Below are 16,103 nucleotides of genomic sequence, written 5' to 3'. Positions count from 1 at the left end.
ACGCGTCGGGCCCGCCTCCCTTCCGGGGAAGCGGGCCCTCGTTGCACCGGACGGCAGGCACCACGACCCGCACCGCGGCGGCCCAGACCGCAACATGCCCGGCGCCACCCGGACCAACGGCCGCTGCCACGTCCTCGCGAGCGGCCCGTGATCGCCAAAGTACGACATGCCGTGCTGCGACCTCGTTCCGGTCCGACCGGGATGGCGTCTCTGGGAGTGGTGCAACTCCGGGACGTTAGGTCCCCCGCCCTCCGCCGCTGGCTTATTGCGCGACGGCCGGTGCCCACACCCTCACGGGGTCTGGGCACCGGCCGCTCGCGGGTGCTACTTCATGCCGAAGGCCCGAGTGACGGTCTGGGTGATACCGCCCCCGTTGTGCTGCTTGGCCGTGACGCGGACGGACACGTAGTCCGCGCGGGCCGGCGCGTGGAGCTGCGCCTGCCAGGTGCCCTTGCTCTCCTTCAGGTCCTGCGGCTGCCAGGAGGCGCCGTCGTCGTAGGAGACCTCGAGCTTGACCGAGGAGACCGCGTCCTTGGCGTCGTCACTGCCGAGGACGACCGGCTTGACGGCGAAGTCCGATGTGCGTTTCGCCCGCCCGTCGAGGTCCACCGCCGTCTCGTAGTCGAGCTGGACCAGCGGGATGGCCTGGTTGTCGGCGGTGCCGGACTCGAAACTCCATTCGGTGTGCGTGGTGGAGGAGTAGGGAGTGACGTCGGTGTTCCCCCGCCCGTCGACCACCAGCCGGTAGGGGAGCTTCTGCGGGGCCAGGTCGCCCACCGAGATCTCGGAGACCGGCCTGGACTGGTACACCTTTCTGTCTCCCTGGTAGAGGGCGAAGTCATACGACATCAGGCTGGATTGGCCACTGTGGGCCGATCCTCCGTCGCCGAATGCCGTGATGGTTCCGCCCATGGCGTCGCCGACACGGTGCGGGACCTCGAAGCTGAGCAAGCGCGGTCGGATGAGGGGGCTGGACCAGTGCTCGCTCTGTACGCTGCCCGGCCGGTAGCTCACGATGTCGCTGAAGGTCGACATGCCGTCGGCGACGTCGGCGTACTGCTGCCACTTCACGCCGTCGCCGGCGGAGACCCAGTCGGTGCGGGGACCCGGTGCGACCGGCTCCCTCGGGAACGACGGGAGGCGAGTCGTTGCGCCGGCGTAGGGGTATCCGGCCGGCCAGTACACGTATGACGGACTGTCCTCGCGGCTCTCCTTGATCTGCTTGCCGGTGGGCGAGGTGAAGACGTTGTCGATGCGGGCGAGGCTGCCGGGGTCGGTCGCCGCGGAGGGGTCCTCGGGGATGCCGCCGTGGTGGTAGTCGGCCAGGTCGTACAGGTACTGGGGCGAGGGATGGGCCTCGACCTTCAGCTCGGTCTTCCCCGGGGACGTGATCTTCTTGATCAGGTCCGCGCCCTCGTCGACGGTGAGCGAGGCGACCGGTATGAGCCCCGTCGAGTGGCCGTCCGGGTTGCCGTACCAGTCGATCAGACGGCCGTCGGCGTTGTTGACCACCAGGAGCATCGCCGCTCCCGCGGCGCGGGCGGCCGCCGCCTGGTCCGCCGGGGTCACCCAGGCGTCGGCGCGGACGACCACGGCCTTGCCACGGGCGGACAGGCCGGCGTAGTCGGCGGCCCGGCCGGTGCCGGCGAAGACGGTCTCGACGTGCGAGTCGCCGTCCTGGAACGGTGCGGAGCCAGGCTGCACGAGCACGGTCTCGTCCAGGCTGCGTCCACCGTAGGTGATCTTCAGGGGGGTCTGCTTGGCGCGGATGCGGGTGGTGAAGACGAAGCTGCCCTTCTTCACCTTGCCCTTGGTGGGAAGCGCCCACAGGCTGTCGTACTCGGGCGAGGGCAGGACGATCTGATGCAGCGCCTGATGGTCGCTGGGAGTGGGCTGCGACGAGGTGAAGGAGCGGTAGAGGTCGATCCTGCTGGTGGTCACGACCGTGGGCTTGGGGGTGTCCACCTTGACCTGGCGGATGTGCGACGCGTCCAGTTCCACGTCCATGTCGCCCTTGAGGTCCACCTCGGGCGCGGTCAGTACGGCGTAGCCCAGGGAGTGCGGGCCGTTGCGGCCCTCCACATCCATCGTGGAGACGACGGTGTAGGAACCGGGGGCCCAGCGACTGGTGAGCTTGCCGTCCGGGGCCCACATAATGGTGGTGGTCCCGTCGGCGCCGGTGATCTCGACCTCACCGCTCACGGGCTTGCCGGCCTTGTCCTTCAGGCGGACCGTCAGGTCGTACTTCTCGGCCTCGACGGACATGCCCACGGCCGTGTGCACGACGCCGGCCGCGGAACGCGCGGTGACCTGGCCGGAGTACAGACCCGCCGCGAGACCCTTCGGGTCGGCGACGACCTCGACCGCCGAGGTGCCGCGGGCCGGGACCGTGACACGGTCGGCGCCCAGGGTGAACGCCCCCGCGGGCGAGGCACCGCGGTCCACCGTGAGCCGCAAGGTTACGGCGCTGTCCGTGGTGTTGGTGTAGGTGATCTTCCGCTTGACCGGATCGTGCTTGTGGTCCTTGGTCCAGCGCACCAGCCCCACGTCCACGGACCCGGTCGCGACGACCTGGTCGTGCACGTAGGCGGCGCCGACGTCCAGACGACCGGTGCCCGCCTGGTACGGAGTGTAGGCGGGGGTCGGCGCGCTGGTACTCATCAGCGCGTCCTTGATCTGCTGCCCCGACCACTCCGGGTGCTTCTGGGCCAGCAGCACCGCCGCCCCGGCGACGTGCGGCGCCGCCATCGAGGTGCCGCTTTCGGTGCGGTAGTAGCCTTCGCCGCCCGTCATGTACTGCGAACGTGCCGCCAGCACCTCGACGCCCGGCGCGGTCAGGTCGGGCTTGAGGCCGTCGTCCCTCAGCCGGGGGCCGGCCCCTGAGTTGTAGGCGAGGACGTCGGAGGAGTCCACCGAGCCGACGGTGAGCGCGGCGTCCGCGGTGCCCGGCGCACTCACGCTGTAGGGGTCGGTGCCCTCGTTGCCCGCGGCGATGACGAACAGCGCGCCCGTCTCGGCGGTCAGCTTGTTCACGGCCTGGCTCATGGGATCGTCCTGGGTGTGGTATGTCCCTATGCCCAGGCTCATGTTGATCACCTTGGCATGCTCGGTCCGCGCCGCCCACTCCATGCCCGCGATGATCCCCGAGTTGGGACCGGAGTTGTCGTCTCCGAGGACCTTCCCCACGATCAGGTCCGCGTCGGGGGCGACTCCCCGTTCCTTCCCACCGGAGGCGGCGCCGGTCCCGGCGACGGTGGAGGCGGTGTGGGTGCCGTGGCCGTTGCGGTCGAGGACCTCCTGGCCCTCGACGAAGCTGTGGGACGCCACTACGCGATTGACCAGGTCAGGATGGGTGAAGTCCACCCCTGAGTCCAGAACGGCGACCCGGACGCCGGCGCCCGTGCCACCGGCCTTCCTCGCCTCAGGAGTGCCGATCTGGGCGTTCGACTCCGCCATGGTCGCCTTCGCCTTGGCGTCGAGCCACACTTCGTCCACGCCGGCGGCGAACGCGGGGGCACCCGTATCGTCCGCGCTTCCAGCGATCCGTGCCGCCGACCGCGCGACGTTCTGGCCGCTGGTGTCGGTGAGCGCCGACCAGAAGCTGGCGGCCTTCGACCGCTGGGCCTTGACGGCCGCTCCGTTGATGGACGGCAACTGGAGGGTGGCCTTCGCCCCGGGCAGACTCGCACCGGACGGCAGTGCGTCCTTCGCGGCAGCGCTCTTGCGAGCGACCGCGCCTTCGGACTGAGTGACGATCAGCGGCAGCGTGTTGACGTGGGCGTCGTCGTAGCCCTGGGCAACCAATTGCGTAACATTGAAGAGCTGCTTGTCCAGCCGACCAGTGGCGATGTAGGGCATCGCCTCATCGGGGTACACGTAGGTGTCGCCGTTCTCGACGGCGACACGCACCGAACCCTTGGCACCCGCCGCACGCTGGACGTCGTCCACCGACACCGCACCACCGGGCTCCTGAGCCGCCTTCACCTTGTCACCGGTGATCAGCGTCACCGAGACCGGCACCCGGTGCGCGCTGCCCTGTCCGGCTGCGGCGGCATACGACGGTAGGGAAGACGTGGCGCCGGACGCGGTCGGAGAGACTATGAGGCCGGCAACGACAGTCGCGGCAAGGGACACCGCAGATCTTCGGGGAGATGGAACTCGCAACAAACCCTCCATGATCAGTGTTCGGAGCGCATCTGACCATCGCTGGCGAGGATTTGTAAAGTCATTGAACTTATGGCTGCAAGTCGATAGCCTGCGAGGCTTTCGCGCCCCCTCGTCAAGGGGCCGGCGACGGCCGTGTGGCGGAGGACGGCCGCGATTGTCCGCCCCGCGACGGGCTGCGAAAGAGAGGCTGTTGTGACCCCTTTCTGGGGATGGTGAACGTTTCGGTACGTCACCCGACCGGCGGCCGTCCTGCTTTCCACGGCCTTTTTACACAGGCGAAACATCGCGGTATCACCGCCTCCACGCAGTCCCTGTTGCATCGCCGTCTGGAAACACGCGCAATGGCCCCACGACGTGACGATCTCGCTCCGCCGAGGCAGGCGATCATCCATGAGCACCGGGCTGCGCCGCGCGCGGGAGCCGACCACCGTGCGGTGGCTCGCACCCGTGGGGACGGCGTGCGTCCGCTGCCTTCGGTGGGCGCCGTGTGCATCGGGCGCCGGCTTCCCCCGCACCGCCCGGCTCGACCCGCCGGCGGCCTCCGGGCGGCAGACCGCTTTCCTGCGGCGCGCCCACCGGCGCCACTGACTTCGGCTGGTCAGGGTGACGTTGGGATGTCGAGGGTCGGGCGGGTGCCGACTATGAAGCTGTCGAGTCTCTCTGCTGGACAGTCCGTACCTGATCGAGGAATGAGGTCTTCCCGCGCCTGCCGTGCTCCTCTCCGGCCGCGGGCACTACTGGATTGCGCTCGACTACCGGCATCCGGCCGAAACGGGGAACCATGGGTGACGCGGTTCGACATCGACCGTAATGAAGAGCTCGCCCTCGCCCCGGACTTCCGATCCTTCGTCGAGAGCCTTACCTCCGCCGGTGACTTCGACACCGAAGACATATCCGACTGACGTGTGACCGAGGCATTGCCCATCGGCGCACAACACCAGCTCAGACATCACAGCAGGGCGAACGTTGCCCGATGCGGCATAGCCATGTAGGACACGGTCTTACTCGCCTAAGCGCCTGGTTCGGGTGGGGGTTGGCTTGCCGTCGGCAAGGTAATGGCGCGACAAAAATGACGGACGTGTGTCACGCAGTCGAAGCGTCGCCGGTCTGAGTGGGCATGAGTCAATCCCTTGAATCGAAGACCGGTGTCGACGGCCCGGTGACCGTCGTCAAGAGCTACATCGTGCCGGCGGACGAAGCCGACCACTTCACGGAGGCGTATCAGGAGAACGCCAGGATCATGTCCACCCAGCCCGGCTTCGTCCGCTCCCGCCTGCACCGTCCGCTGGCCGATGCGCCCGAGACTCGGTTCCTCCACATCGCCGAGTGGACCTCGGGCACCGCTCTCGACAAAGCGACTGGGAACCCCGAGTGGCACGCCGCGCTGCAGCGCCTCTTCGACGATCCGCGCCTTCACATCACCTCGGAACCCGCCAGTTACCGCGTTGTTTCCGAGCTCAACGCTTCCTGACAACACGCCGACAGCACCATCCGGTCAATATCCATGGGTCATGCTCACGCCGCGCGTACGGTGTCGTGAGTCCGAAGACCGCACCAGGGATGAATCCCCCGACTGGCGCGGTGAGGCCTGCACCGGGTGTGACCCCGGCTACTGCTGACTTCGCAGTCCCAGGAACGTACGCGCAGGGCACAGGTGCAACCGCTTGCCGCGGGGTCGGATCCGTCCTGTGCGACCCGGCCCCGCGCGGAATCCGCGTTCCGGCAGGATAGGCGCATGCATCTCGATGTCCTGCGAATCCGTGACGACTTCCCCGCGCTGAGGGAAAGGGTGGCCCACTTCGACGGGCCGGGCGGCTCACAGGTGCCCCGCCAGGTCGCCGAGGCGATGGCCGCGGTGATGTGCTCGGGCATCTCCAACCGGGGCTCGGTGACGGCAGCCGAGCGCCGTGCCGAGCAGGTCGTGCAGGAGGCGCGGCAGGCCATGGCGGACCTTCTCGGCTGCGAGCCGCGCGGCGTCGTCTTCACCCGGTCGGCGACGCAGGCGGCGTACGACGTCTCCCGTGCCCTGGCGCGGCAGTGGACAGCCGGTGACGAGGTGGTCGTCACCCGTCTGGACCACGATGCCAACATCCGGCCGTGGATCCAGGCCGCGGAATCCGCCGGTGCGGCGGTGCGGTGGGCCGCGTTCGATCCCGGGAGCGGCGAGTTGAGCGTCGACGCCCTGCGGGAACAGCTGTCCGGCCGGACCCGGCTGGTGGCGGTCACCGGGGCGTCGAACCTGCTGGGCACACGCCCCGACGTGGCGGCGATCGCCGCGGCCGTCCACGAGGTCGGAGCCCTGCTGTACGTGGACGGGGTACACCTGACGCCGCACGCGCCGGTCGACCTGGCCACCCTGGGCGCCGACTTCTTCTCGTGTTCGCCCTACAAGTTCTTCGGCCCCCACCATGGTGCCGTGGTGGCCGATCCGGGACTGTGGGAGGAATTGCGACCGCACAAGCTGCTGCCTTCCAGCGATGCCGTGCCGGAACGCTTCGAGCTGGGCACTCTGCCGTACGAGATGCTCGCGGGCACCACCGCGGCCGTGGACTACATCGCCTCACTTGCGTCCTCCGCGGGCGACCGGCGCAGCCGGGTGCTGGAGTCGATGCGAGCGGTCGAGGCATACGAGCAGAAGCTGCTGAGGCGGCTGCTGGAGGGGCTGTCGGGCATCGGCAGGGTGCGGCTGTACGGTGCGCCGGCACGCCGTACGCCGACGGTGTTCTTCTCCGTGGAGGGAGTGCCCGGGCGGGAGGTCTACGAGCGGCTGGCGCGGCGCGGTGTGAACGCTCCCGCGGGCAACTTCTACGCGCTGGAGGCATCGCGGCTGCTGGGGCTCGGCGACACCGGCGCGGTGCGTGCCGGGCTCGCCCCGTACGTCGACGACGAGGACGTGCAGCGGCTGATCGACGGTGTCGCGGAGGTGGCCGGGTGACCCGCGGAGTACGCCGCGGCGCTCGCAGGGGCGGGGGACCAGGCCGCGCTGGACCTCGATGAGGCACCGGCTTCGCGCTGCGACCGTGGCGCGCCCGACTACGCACGCCGCCCCCGTTGACCCGGCCATGTAGCGGTTTCACGAAGCACTCCGCGTCTGCGGCCCGATGATCAAGGAACTCATTCCCGTGCGGTTCGGCGACGGCACCATGAGCGCCGTCGACTTCCGTTCGGACGTCCGGCGCGTTCCCGATCGGGCAGGCGAACGGTCGGTGGCCGTCTTCGACGGCGAGTTCCCGCTTTTCGCGTGGTCCGGCCCATTTTCGGAGGGCGGCCCGGCCCTCGCTGAACGGTGCGGGACCAGGCGCGCGCCTCCCGGGGGAGGCCCGTCACGTGCCGTCATGTCCGGGGTCCTGTACGCCCCGGGGGTCGCGCCGTCAGGCCGGCGCCCGGTACAGGTCGCCGGGTTAGACTCGCGCCCCGGACGCGAGAAGGAGCGGACACGTGAGCGCAGCACCCATACGGTTCGGCATCGTGGGCAGTGGCTGGCGGGCCGAGTTCTTCGCCCGGCTGGCGAGGGCGCTGCCCGAACGGCTGGCGGTGGCCGGCGTGGTGACGCGCTCGGCCGAACGAGCCGCCCGGGTGGAGGCGGAGTGGGGGGTGCCCGCCTACCGGACGGTCGCTGAACTGTACGGTAGAGAACCGGAGTTCGTGATCCCATCGGTGCCGTGGGAAGTGACGCCGCAGGTCGTACGGGAACTCGTCGAGCACGAGGTGCCGGTCCTCGCGGAGACACCGCCGGCGCCCGACGTGAGCGGTCTTCGGAATCTGTGGGACGCCGTGGGAGGGGCGACGCGCGCCGGGGGTGGCGCACTCGTCCAGGTCGCGGAGCAGTACACACTGATGCCCGGCCACGCCGCTCGTATCGCCCTCGTCCGAGAGGGGGTGATCGGCGAGGTGACGTCGGTCCAGGTGTCCTCGACGCACATGTACCACGCGATGTCACTGATCCGGCACACGCTGGATGTCGGTTGCGGGCCCGTGACGGTGTCGGCCCGGGCCTTCACCGCCCCGCTCGCCGACCCGCTGTCCCCAGGCGGCTGGTCGGCCGACCTCACGCCCAAGGACGCCGTCACCACTCTGGCTCTCCTGGACTTCGGCGGGGCCCGTACCGCCCTGTACGACTTCACCGACAACCAGTGGTGGAATCCGCTGCGCGCCCGCCGGATCGTGGTGCGCGGCTCGCTCGGCGAGATCGTGGACGACACGGTGGTGCGGATGGCCGATCCGCGCACGCCGGTGGAGTCGCCGCTGGTGCGTCGCCGCACGGGCACCGACCTCAACCTCGAAGGTGCGGAGGTGCACCACATCTCGTTCGACGGACGGGTGGTGTGGCGCAACGACTATCTGGGCGCGAGCCTGTCCGAGGACGACCTGGCCGTGGTGGACCTGCTGTGCCGTACGGGCGCATGGGTCCGGGACACCGGCCCGGAACCGTATCCGCTGGCCGAGGGCTGCCAGGACCATCTGCTGGCGTTGGCCGTCGAGGAGTCGGCGCTCACCGGGGCCCCGGTGACGACCTCGGTGGAGGCGTGGGCGGCCCGCTGATCCCGCCGGCCGCCCGGCCCCCTTCGGGCCCGCCCGCGACCTCGCCGCCGCCGTCCGCTGCTGCGAACGGCTCGTCCACCCGACCACACGGGACACGGTCGTGGCGGGCTCACCCGGCCGACGCACGGGGGGTTCGCGTCACGGTACGGTACTGTGCCCGCATCCGCAGATCGCGTGGCCTCAAGGTCATGGCGAGGGCGGGGCGGGTTCTGTGGCCGGGCAGGTGTGCCAGACGCCAGCGGGCGGCGATGGTCGCAAGGGCGAGGGTCGCCTCGGTCGTGGCGAAGGTGTCGCCGATGCATTTGCGGGCGCCTGCCGCGAAAGGAATGAGGGCATGGCGGGGCGGCTGAGGGCGCCTGGGATCCCAGCGGTCGGGATCGAAGCCTTCGGGGTTGTCGTAGAGGTCGGGCCTGTGGTGGATGAGGTAGGCGCTGTAGGCGACGGTGGCGCCGGCCGGCAGTGAGTGCCCGCCCAGTTCGGTGTCGGCCGAGACCAGACGAGTGATGAACCAGCCCGGTGGGCGCAGTCGCAGGGTTTCAGTGATGACTCGTGCGGTCAGTGTCAGGTCGGGCAGGTCCGTGTGGGTGGCGGCGGCACCGCCCAGGACCGTGTCGACCTCGGAGTGGACCCGCTGCTCGATCTCGGGATGCCGGGCCAGCAGATCCAGGGCCCAGCCCACGGTGCCCGCTGTGGTCTCCGTCCCGGCCAGGAAGAACGCGATGGTCTGGTCGCTGATTTCCGCGGTGCTCATGCCACGGCCGTCCTCTTCGGGGTCGCGGGCCGCGATCAGAGCCGAGAGCAGGTCGCCCTGGTCGGTGCCCTCCGCGAGACGCTGGGCGATGATCTGGTCGAGGGTGTCGCGCAGGCGGGCACGGGCACGCAGGTAGGAACGGTTGCGTGGGGTGGGGAGCCGGTCCAACGGGGGGATCATCAGCATACGGCGGCCCATGCCGTTGATGAGGGTGGTGACATCGTCGAGGATCCGGCCGAGCTCGGCTGAGGGCAGACTGCGGCAGAAGAAGGCGGCAGCCGCGGCCTTGGAGGCGATCGCCATCATCTCGTTCGGTATCTGCAGGACCTGTCCGGCCTGCCAGGCGGCGGTGCGCTCATCGATGCAGCCCGTCATGGTGTCCGCGTAGCTGTGGAGACGGGTGGGGTGGAAGGCCGGCTGGATCATGCGTCGCTGCCGACGATGCGCGCTGTGCGGACAGGTGGGGAGCCCGTTGCCCGCTACTTCCCGCGCACGATCGTAGACGGGACCGCCCTTGTCGAAGACGCGGTCGTTGATGAGGACTTGACGGGTCAGTTCCGCGTCGCAGAGCACGACGACGGTAAGGGGCCCCAGCCGGATTCGGACCAGGTCCCCGTGGGCGGGCAGGGAGGTCAGGAACGTCAACGGATTCCGCAGCAACTGCACCAGGTGACCGACCAGAGGAAGCGCGTCGGGGGCAGAGGGGATCGAACGCAGGTCCTTCATGTGTGCTCCGAAGCCGCGTGTAGGGGTGGTCAGTCGGCACGCTCGTGGGCGGCCGAGGCACCGGTGGGCAGCGCCTGCCACCACCAGCCGATGCAAGGGATGTCCGAAGGCGCGCCGGTCGCGCTGGGAGTGGTCGTGACGGGGCTCGTTGCCACACGTACGGCGCCGGGGTGGCGGCCGTCGGGATCGGTGTAGCGGCCTGCCCGTACGCCCCATTCGTAATTGCCGCGGATGAGGCAGGTCAGGTTGGACAGATAGCGGCGCAGCGGCTCGGAGGCGGTCGGCTGGACCATGTCACGAACCTCGATGAAGCGGGCCAGGATACGGTCGCGCAGGGCGACAGCCTGCCTCTGGGCGTCCTGCTGGGTGCATCCGGGCCGGGCCTGGTAGAGGCCGACCAGATTCAGGACGGGCCCCGTCTCGGCCGGATGCCGGGCGGCGTACCACAGTTCCTTGCCGTAGGAGAACAGGTCGTCGTCGAGGGCGGCGACCGTGCTGGCCATCTCGGTGAGCGCGTGCACGGCGGGGGCGTTGATCTCCTGATCGGAGATGTCGTCCACCTCGCTGACCTGGAACCAGGCGAGGGTCGGGAATCCGGCGACGTACAGGAGGCGGGTGTAGAGGTAGTCGTTGAGGCTGGGCATCAGACGCTGCCGGCGGGCCGCGCGTTCCCACGCCACGCCCAGGTACCAGGAAAGGTGCGCGTCCACCAGGCGGCGACGCTGGGTCGGAGAGGCCAGGTGGTGCAGCCGATCGGCCAGCTCCCTGACGGGCCCGGCAAATGGATTCCGCGGCGGCAGCAGGCCCGCGGTCGGGCTCTCCAGTGTGCGGATGACGCGTACGGCCAGGTCCAGGAAGGAGAAGGCGTCCTCAGGGGATTCCTCGTCGCAGGCGAAGTCGTCGAACACGAACATCGTGTACGTCCAGTCCACGGCCATCTGGAGCCGCTCCGTGCCGGCGTCGGGGCAGTTGCCCGCGAAGAACAGGGCGGACTTGGTGCCCGCGACCCGTTCGCGGCGTCCGGGACCGCGGCACAGGCCGTGCCGCTCCATGAAGGCCAGGCCCCGCTCCTCGAGCAGCCCGACCTCCGGATGGCGGCGCCAGGACATGGGGAAGTACATCGCCGGCAGTCGCATCACGATGTCCGGGCCGCCTCCGACGGAATCGCGGGAGTCCGGGGTGGAGGGGGCGGTGTACTCAGCCACGGTGCTCTCCTCCGCTGACGCGCGTTCATGCGCGGCCCGGGACGTGTCGTCGAGTTGATGCCGCGTCATGCCGCGCGCTCCACGACGCTGTGCACCAACCTCCGGGCCGCGTCGGCAGCGGGTGCCGGGAAGGCCGCGCCGGCCAGGGCTTGGAGTGCCTGCTGATGTCGCAGCCGGATCATGTCTTCGACCGTGTCCACGGCTCCGGTCTCCCTCAGGACACGTCGAACCTGCTCCGCCCCGTGCTCGTCGAGGTCCGGCCGGCCTGTCAGGGTGTCCAGGACACGCCGCTGCCGGGTGTCCGCCCGCTGATACGCCAGGGCCATCAGGACCGTCGGCTTGGCCTGACGAAGATCGTCCAGCACCGGCTTCCCGGTCTGTTCGGATGCACCGAACACGCCCAGCAGGTCGTCGCGCAGCTGGAAGGACTCCCCGGCCGGGAGCGCGAAGGCGCTCAAGGCCGCGCGCAGTCCCTCTCCGGCTCCGGCCAGGGCGGCACCCAGGTGCAGGGGCCGCTCGAAGGTGTACTTCGCCGTCTTGTAGCGCGCTACCCGTAGCGCCGACTCCACCCCGCCGCGCGCGTCCACGCTAGTGGTCAGATCGAGGTACTGGCCGTAGACGATCTCCGTGCGCATCACGTCGATCACCGGCATCACCGCGGCCAGCTCGGCCGCAGACAAGCCGGCCGAGTGCAACAGCTCATCGGACCACACCAGCGCCAGGTTGCCCGCCAGTATGGCCGCCCCTGTCCCCACATCGTCGCGAGCCGGGTGATCGGGGTAGCGTGCCGCCATGGCCCGGTGCACGGTCGGTGCCCCGCGGCGCAGCTCGCTGCGGTCCATGATGTCGTCGTGTATCAGTGCGAAGGCGTGGAACAGCTCCAGCGATGCCGCCGTCCGCAGCACGGCGTCGGAGACCGTCGTCTTCCCGCCGGCGTGCCAGCCCACCAGGCACAGCATGGGACGAAGCCGCTTCCCGCCGCGGGTGACGAAGTCGCTCACGACCTCGGCGAGGTCGAAGGTCCCTTGGGCTTCTCTCCCGGCACCGCGAAGGCGGGAGCCGAAGAAGTCGTCCAGGACCGCATCGACCATCGACCGTACAGCTTGAAGATCCAGCGCCGACGCTCTGGACGGGCCAGCGGTTCCCCCCACACTCGCACCTCGCAGACCCCGAAACCAGCCGCCCCCACCATGCTGCCCGGTCTGCGACCAGTCCAACGGATCCGGAGCGGCGCACGGGAGCATCGGGGGCGCGGCAGGTGGCAATCGCCGGTCGGCGAGCGCGGTCGTGATCGCGCCGACCTCGGACGTGGCTTGCCTACGGCCCACGGATCCTACGTCGCCGACGAGTTCGGCGGCCAGGCCCACACCGGCCTGCCGGTACGACGGCGCTCTCTCCGGCCGCTGCGAGCGACCCGCCTCGTCGGTCGAGGCATGTCACCAGATGAAGGTCGGGTTGCGTGTCAGGGCCGTCATTGGACGGGCGGTTAACGGACGCCGGGGATGTGAACAGTGCGGCTGGACCGTAACGGCTGATCAGCGGCTGAGGTCCAGCCTCGGCACCCGCGATAGCCGTATAAAAGCCCACCAACTCGCGGAGTGGTCATGTCATTTGACCGCCCCCGTCGCAGGGCGGGAAGTTCACCTGTGACCGCGAGCATCTGCGGCCATGAGCAACCTCAGTCGCCGTATCTTCATCCTAGGCGGGCTCACCACCGCGAGCGTCGCAGCGCTCCAAATCGGGGCGATGGCCCAGCCGTCGGCCGCCGCCACCACTCCCTTCCCCTTCACGCTCGGTGTCGCCTCCGGCGAACCGGACGACAACAGCGTGGTTCTCTGGACGCGTCTGGCGCCCGCACCGACCAACGCGGACGGTCAGGGCGGCATGCCCAACGCCGACGTCACCGTCGACTGGCAGGTGTCGACCAACCAGAACTTCACCAACCTCGTCAGCTCCGGTACCTCCACCGCGCGCTACGCACAGGCCCACGCGGTGCACGTGCTGGCCGGCGGACTCGCCCCGGACTCGGAGTACTACTACCGGTTCCGGGCCCAGGGATTCATCTCCCCGGTGGGCCGGACCCGCACCGCGCCGGCTCCGAGCACGGTCGGGCGCGACTTCACGATGGCCTTCGCCTCGTGCGCCCACTACGAGCAGGGCTACTACACCGCCTACCGACGCATGGCCGACGACCGCCCCGACCTGATCCTGCACCTGGGCGACTACATCTACGAGGGCGGCGCCACCTCCGGCGCCGTGCGCCAGCACCTCGGCAGCGAGATCGTGTCGCTGGCCGACTACCGCCGCCGCTACGCGCTCTACCGCAGCGACCCCGACCTGCAGGCCGCGCACGCGATCGCGCCGTGGCTGGTCGTGCCGGACGACCACGAGGTGGAGAACAACTACGCCAACATGGTCCGCGCCGACAGCAGCCCCGCGTTGACGGCGGCCCAGTGGACCGCGCGACGCACCGCCGCGTACCAGGCCTACTTCGAGAACATGCCCCTGCGGGCCGCCGCGACCCCCTCCGGCAACAGCATCCAGCTCTACCGCCGGGTCCGCTGGGGCACCCTCGCCACGTTCCACATGCTCGACACCCGCCAGTTCCGCGACGACCAGGCCTGCGGCGACGGGACGAAGGTCTGCGCCGACGCCGATCTGCCGTCCCGTTCCATCACCGGCGCGGCTCAGGAGGCATGGCTGCTCGACGGACTGGGCCGGCGTCTGGGCACCTGGGACCTCATAGGCCAGCAGGTCTTCTTCGCCCGCAACGTGAACTCGGCGGGTGCGATGAACATGGATGCCTGGGACGGGTACCGGGGCAGCCGGGCGCGGATCCAGCAGGGCATCATCGACCGCGGCGTACGCAACCCGGTGGTCCTCACCGGTGACGTGCACGCGTCATGGGGCAACGACCTCAAGGCCGACTACGCCGATCCGTCGTCGGCGACGATCGGCTCCGAGCTCGTCTGCACCTCCATCACCAGCACCGGCAACGGGAGCGCCACCACGACGATCCCCAACGGATCGCTCAACCCGCATCTGCGCTTCTACTCCGAACGCCGCGGCTACGTCCGCACGCACATCACGCCCTCGCAGCTCACAGCCGACTTCCGGTCGGTGGCGACGGTGACCGAACACGGCGCGCCGGCGACCACCGCCCGGACCTTCGTCATCCACGACGGAAAGCCGGGGTTGGCCGATGCGTAAGCTCTCCGTACTCGGCGCGGCCGTAGCCGGCCTGGTCGCCGTCCTCGCCACGGTCGCCCCGGCCTCGGCGGCCGGTCCCTCGTCCTGGGCGACCGCGAACAGCGACTCCGCCGGTGACCAGGACACCCCCTCGATCGCGGCCAACCGCCTCGGCGACACCGCGGTGGTGTGGGAGGACGACCGCGACTCGACCAATCCGGGCGACAACGCGCACAGCGACGTGTGGGTGCGGATGTACCGCAACGGCGTCTCCGCCTACGAGAAGAAGCTCTCGGCCGGCGGGACCTCGGGCGTGGCCTGGCGGCATCTCCAGCCCGACGTGGGAATCGACGACCGGGGCAACGCCGTCGTCGTGTGGGCGGAGGACCCGGACGGCAACGGGTTCTACAACGTCACCTACCGTGTGCTCTCCCCGGCCGGGGCGCTCCTCGGCTCCGGCCAGGCCAACGCGAGCGCCGACGGCCAGCAGATCCATCCGCGCGTCGCCGTCGATCCGGACGGCGCGCCCAACAGCACCACGACGGTCGCGTTCTCCGTGGTGTGGGAGGACATCCAGGGCACGGCGGCGGCCACGGTGAAGGCGGCCGGATTCACCGGGACCACGACCAAGGCCTACGAGGCGACCGTCAACGCGGCCGGCGGCGCGCACCACAACCCCGACGTCGCGACCTCCGCCTCGGGCGACGCCGTCGTCGTCTGGGACGAGGACACCGACAACGACGGCGTCTACCAGATCGGTCTGGTGAAGCTGGCCAAGGCGAACGGGGCGGTCGCACTCAGCCGCCGCAGTGCCAACAGCCTCGGCGACAGGCAGCAGCAGCGCCCGGCCGTGGCCGCCGACTTCAACGGCGACTTCGCCGTGGCGTGGGAGTCCGATCACACCGGGACCCGTGGCGTGTGGGCCCGATCGTTCACCGCGACCGGCACCGCCGGCTCGGCCGAGGTCGAGGTCTCCGGCGGAGCCGGAGCGGGCAACCCCACCGTCGGCATCGACGACCAGCGCGACGCCGTGGTCGGCTGGAGCGTCGCCGGCACCGATCCGGCGGTCTGGGCCCGGGGCCTCAACCCCGACGGCACCTTCGCGGGCCGGTTGCCGGCCCAGTCCGTCAGCCAGGTCACGACCGGTCGCCAGGAGCAGCTCTCGCTGGCTTCGTCCCCGTTCGGCGCACTGTCCATGGCATACACCGATGACAACGACGGCAACACCTTCGACCAGGTCCTGCTGAGTCCGGGGGCGGCCAACTCGGACTGGTGACGTCCTCTCGGGCTGCCCCGGGTGAGGAGAGATCCGGCAGTAGGTACCGGAACCGCGCGAGCACGCGGTCCTCCGGCACCGCTGTCGGATCACCGCCGTGGGGCGGCCCGAAATCGCTCGTGCCGCGTCGCGGCCTTCAGGTGTCAGCCGAGGCCCTCCCGCCCATGCACTCGGTTCCCGTCCAGATGAGGACGCGGTCATCGACGGCTTCCGCAGGAGCGATGACGTGATCAGGTCCGTCGATCGA

At 69.9% G+C, this 16,103-nt stretch carries 9 protein-coding genes and 1 pseudogene; 6 read left to right on the top strand and 4 right to left on the bottom strand.

Annotated features, from left to right (window positions below; all coding sequences use genetic code 11):
- Nucleotides 1-324: 324 nt before the first annotated feature.
- Nucleotides 325-4,008 (bottom strand): S8 family peptidase, encoded by a 3,684-nt coding sequence (locus B085_RS0119705; protein ID WP_234018612.1) that lies wholly within the window; start codon nucleotides 4,006-4,008, stop codon nucleotides 325-327.
- 1,318 nt (nucleotides 4,009-5,326) lie between these two features.
- Between B085_RS0119705 and B085_RS0119695 the strand changes: the two genes are divergently transcribed.
- The 4 genes and pseudogenes from B085_RS0119695 (at nucleotide 5,327) to B085_RS0119685 (ending at nucleotide 8,709) form a co-directional block, all read left to right on the top strand.
- Nucleotides 5,327-5,638, top strand: a complete 312-nt coding sequence (locus B085_RS0119695) for an antibiotic biosynthesis monooxygenase family protein (RefSeq protein WP_234018611.1) — start codon at nucleotides 5,327-5,329, stop codon at nucleotides 5,636-5,638.
- Nucleotides 5,639-5,902: 264 nt separating this feature from the next.
- Complete coding sequence (locus B085_RS0119690; RefSeq protein ID WP_018560297.1) at nucleotides 5,903-7,102, top strand: cysteine desulfurase-like protein; 1,200 nt, start codon at nucleotides 5,903-5,905, stop codon at nucleotides 7,100-7,102.
- A 145-nt stretch (nucleotides 7,103-7,247) separates the two neighbouring features.
- Nucleotides 7,248-7,385 (top strand): annotated as a pseudogene (locus tag B085_RS51960) (cyanate hydratase); the annotation flags it as partial.
- 220 nt (nucleotides 7,386-7,605) lie between these two features.
- The gene (locus B085_RS0119685) at nucleotides 7,606-8,709 is read left to right on the top strand and encodes a Gfo/Idh/MocA family protein (RefSeq protein ID WP_018560296.1); all 1,104 of its coding nucleotides are present in this window, start codon (nucleotides 7,606-7,608) and stop codon (nucleotides 8,707-8,709) included.
- Between the two features lie 109 nt (nucleotides 8,710-8,818).
- Here the strand turns inward: B085_RS0119685 and B085_RS0119680 are convergent, their stop codons facing one another.
- From B085_RS0119680 to B085_RS0119670, 3 genes are all read right to left on the bottom strand, one after another.
- A complete protein-coding gene (locus B085_RS0119680) occupies nucleotides 8,819-10,186 on the bottom strand; it encodes a cytochrome P450 (RefSeq protein ID WP_018560295.1) in 1,368 nt (455 codons plus the stop codon).
- A gap of 29 nt (nucleotides 10,187-10,215) precedes the next feature.
- Nucleotides 10,216-11,391, bottom strand: a complete 1,176-nt coding sequence (locus tag B085_RS43015) for a terpene synthase family protein (protein ID WP_158689776.1) — start codon at nucleotides 11,389-11,391, stop codon at nucleotides 10,216-10,218.
- Nucleotides 11,392-11,456: 65 nt separating this feature from the next.
- Complete coding sequence (locus B085_RS0119670) at nucleotides 11,457-12,482, bottom strand: polyprenyl synthetase family protein (protein WP_018560293.1); 1,026 nt, start codon at nucleotides 12,480-12,482, stop codon at nucleotides 11,457-11,459.
- Nucleotides 12,483-13,059: 577 nt separating this feature from the next.
- Here B085_RS0119670 and B085_RS0119665 point away from each other — a divergent pair.
- Nucleotides 13,060-14,601, top strand: coding sequence for an alkaline phosphatase D family protein (locus B085_RS0119665; RefSeq protein ID WP_026251229.1), 1,542 nt, complete (start codon nucleotides 13,060-13,062; stop codon nucleotides 14,599-14,601).
- Nucleotides 14,594-15,856, top strand: coding sequence for a hypothetical protein (locus B085_RS0119660; protein WP_018560291.1), 1,263 nt, complete (start codon nucleotides 14,594-14,596; stop codon nucleotides 15,854-15,856). The genes B085_RS0119665 and B085_RS0119660 overlap by 8 nt, the downstream gene beginning before the upstream one ends.
- The last annotated feature ends 247 nt before the right edge of the window (nucleotides 15,857-16,103 follow it).

This window comes from Streptomyces sp. BoleA5 (assembly GCF_000373665.1).
Lineage (GTDB): Bacteria > Actinomycetota > Actinomycetes > Streptomycetales > Streptomycetaceae > Actinacidiphila.
Note: the sequence above shows the minus strand (reverse complement) of the source record. Positions and strands in the feature narration are given on the sequence as shown.

Bases quoted from the DNA above. Each gene is read 5' to 3' on its own strand.
- B085_RS0119690 (WP_018560297.1), top strand. From the start codon at position 5,903: ATGCATCTCGATGTCCTGCGAATCCGTGACGACTTCCCCGCGCTGAGG.
- B085_RS0119680 (WP_018560295.1), bottom strand. From the start codon at position 10,186: ATGAAGGACCTGCGTTCGATCCCCTCTGCCCCCGACGCGCTTCCTCTG.
- B085_RS0119670 (WP_018560293.1), bottom strand. From the start codon at position 12,482: ATGGTCGATGCGGTCCTGGACGACTTCTTCGGCTCCCGCCTTCGCGGT.
- B085_RS0119665 (WP_026251229.1), top strand. From the start codon at position 13,060: ATGAGCAACCTCAGTCGCCGTATCTTCATCCTAGGCGGGCTCACCACC.
- B085_RS0119660 (WP_018560291.1), top strand. From the start codon at position 14,594: ATGCGTAAGCTCTCCGTACTCGGCGCGGCCGTAGCCGGCCTGGTCGCC.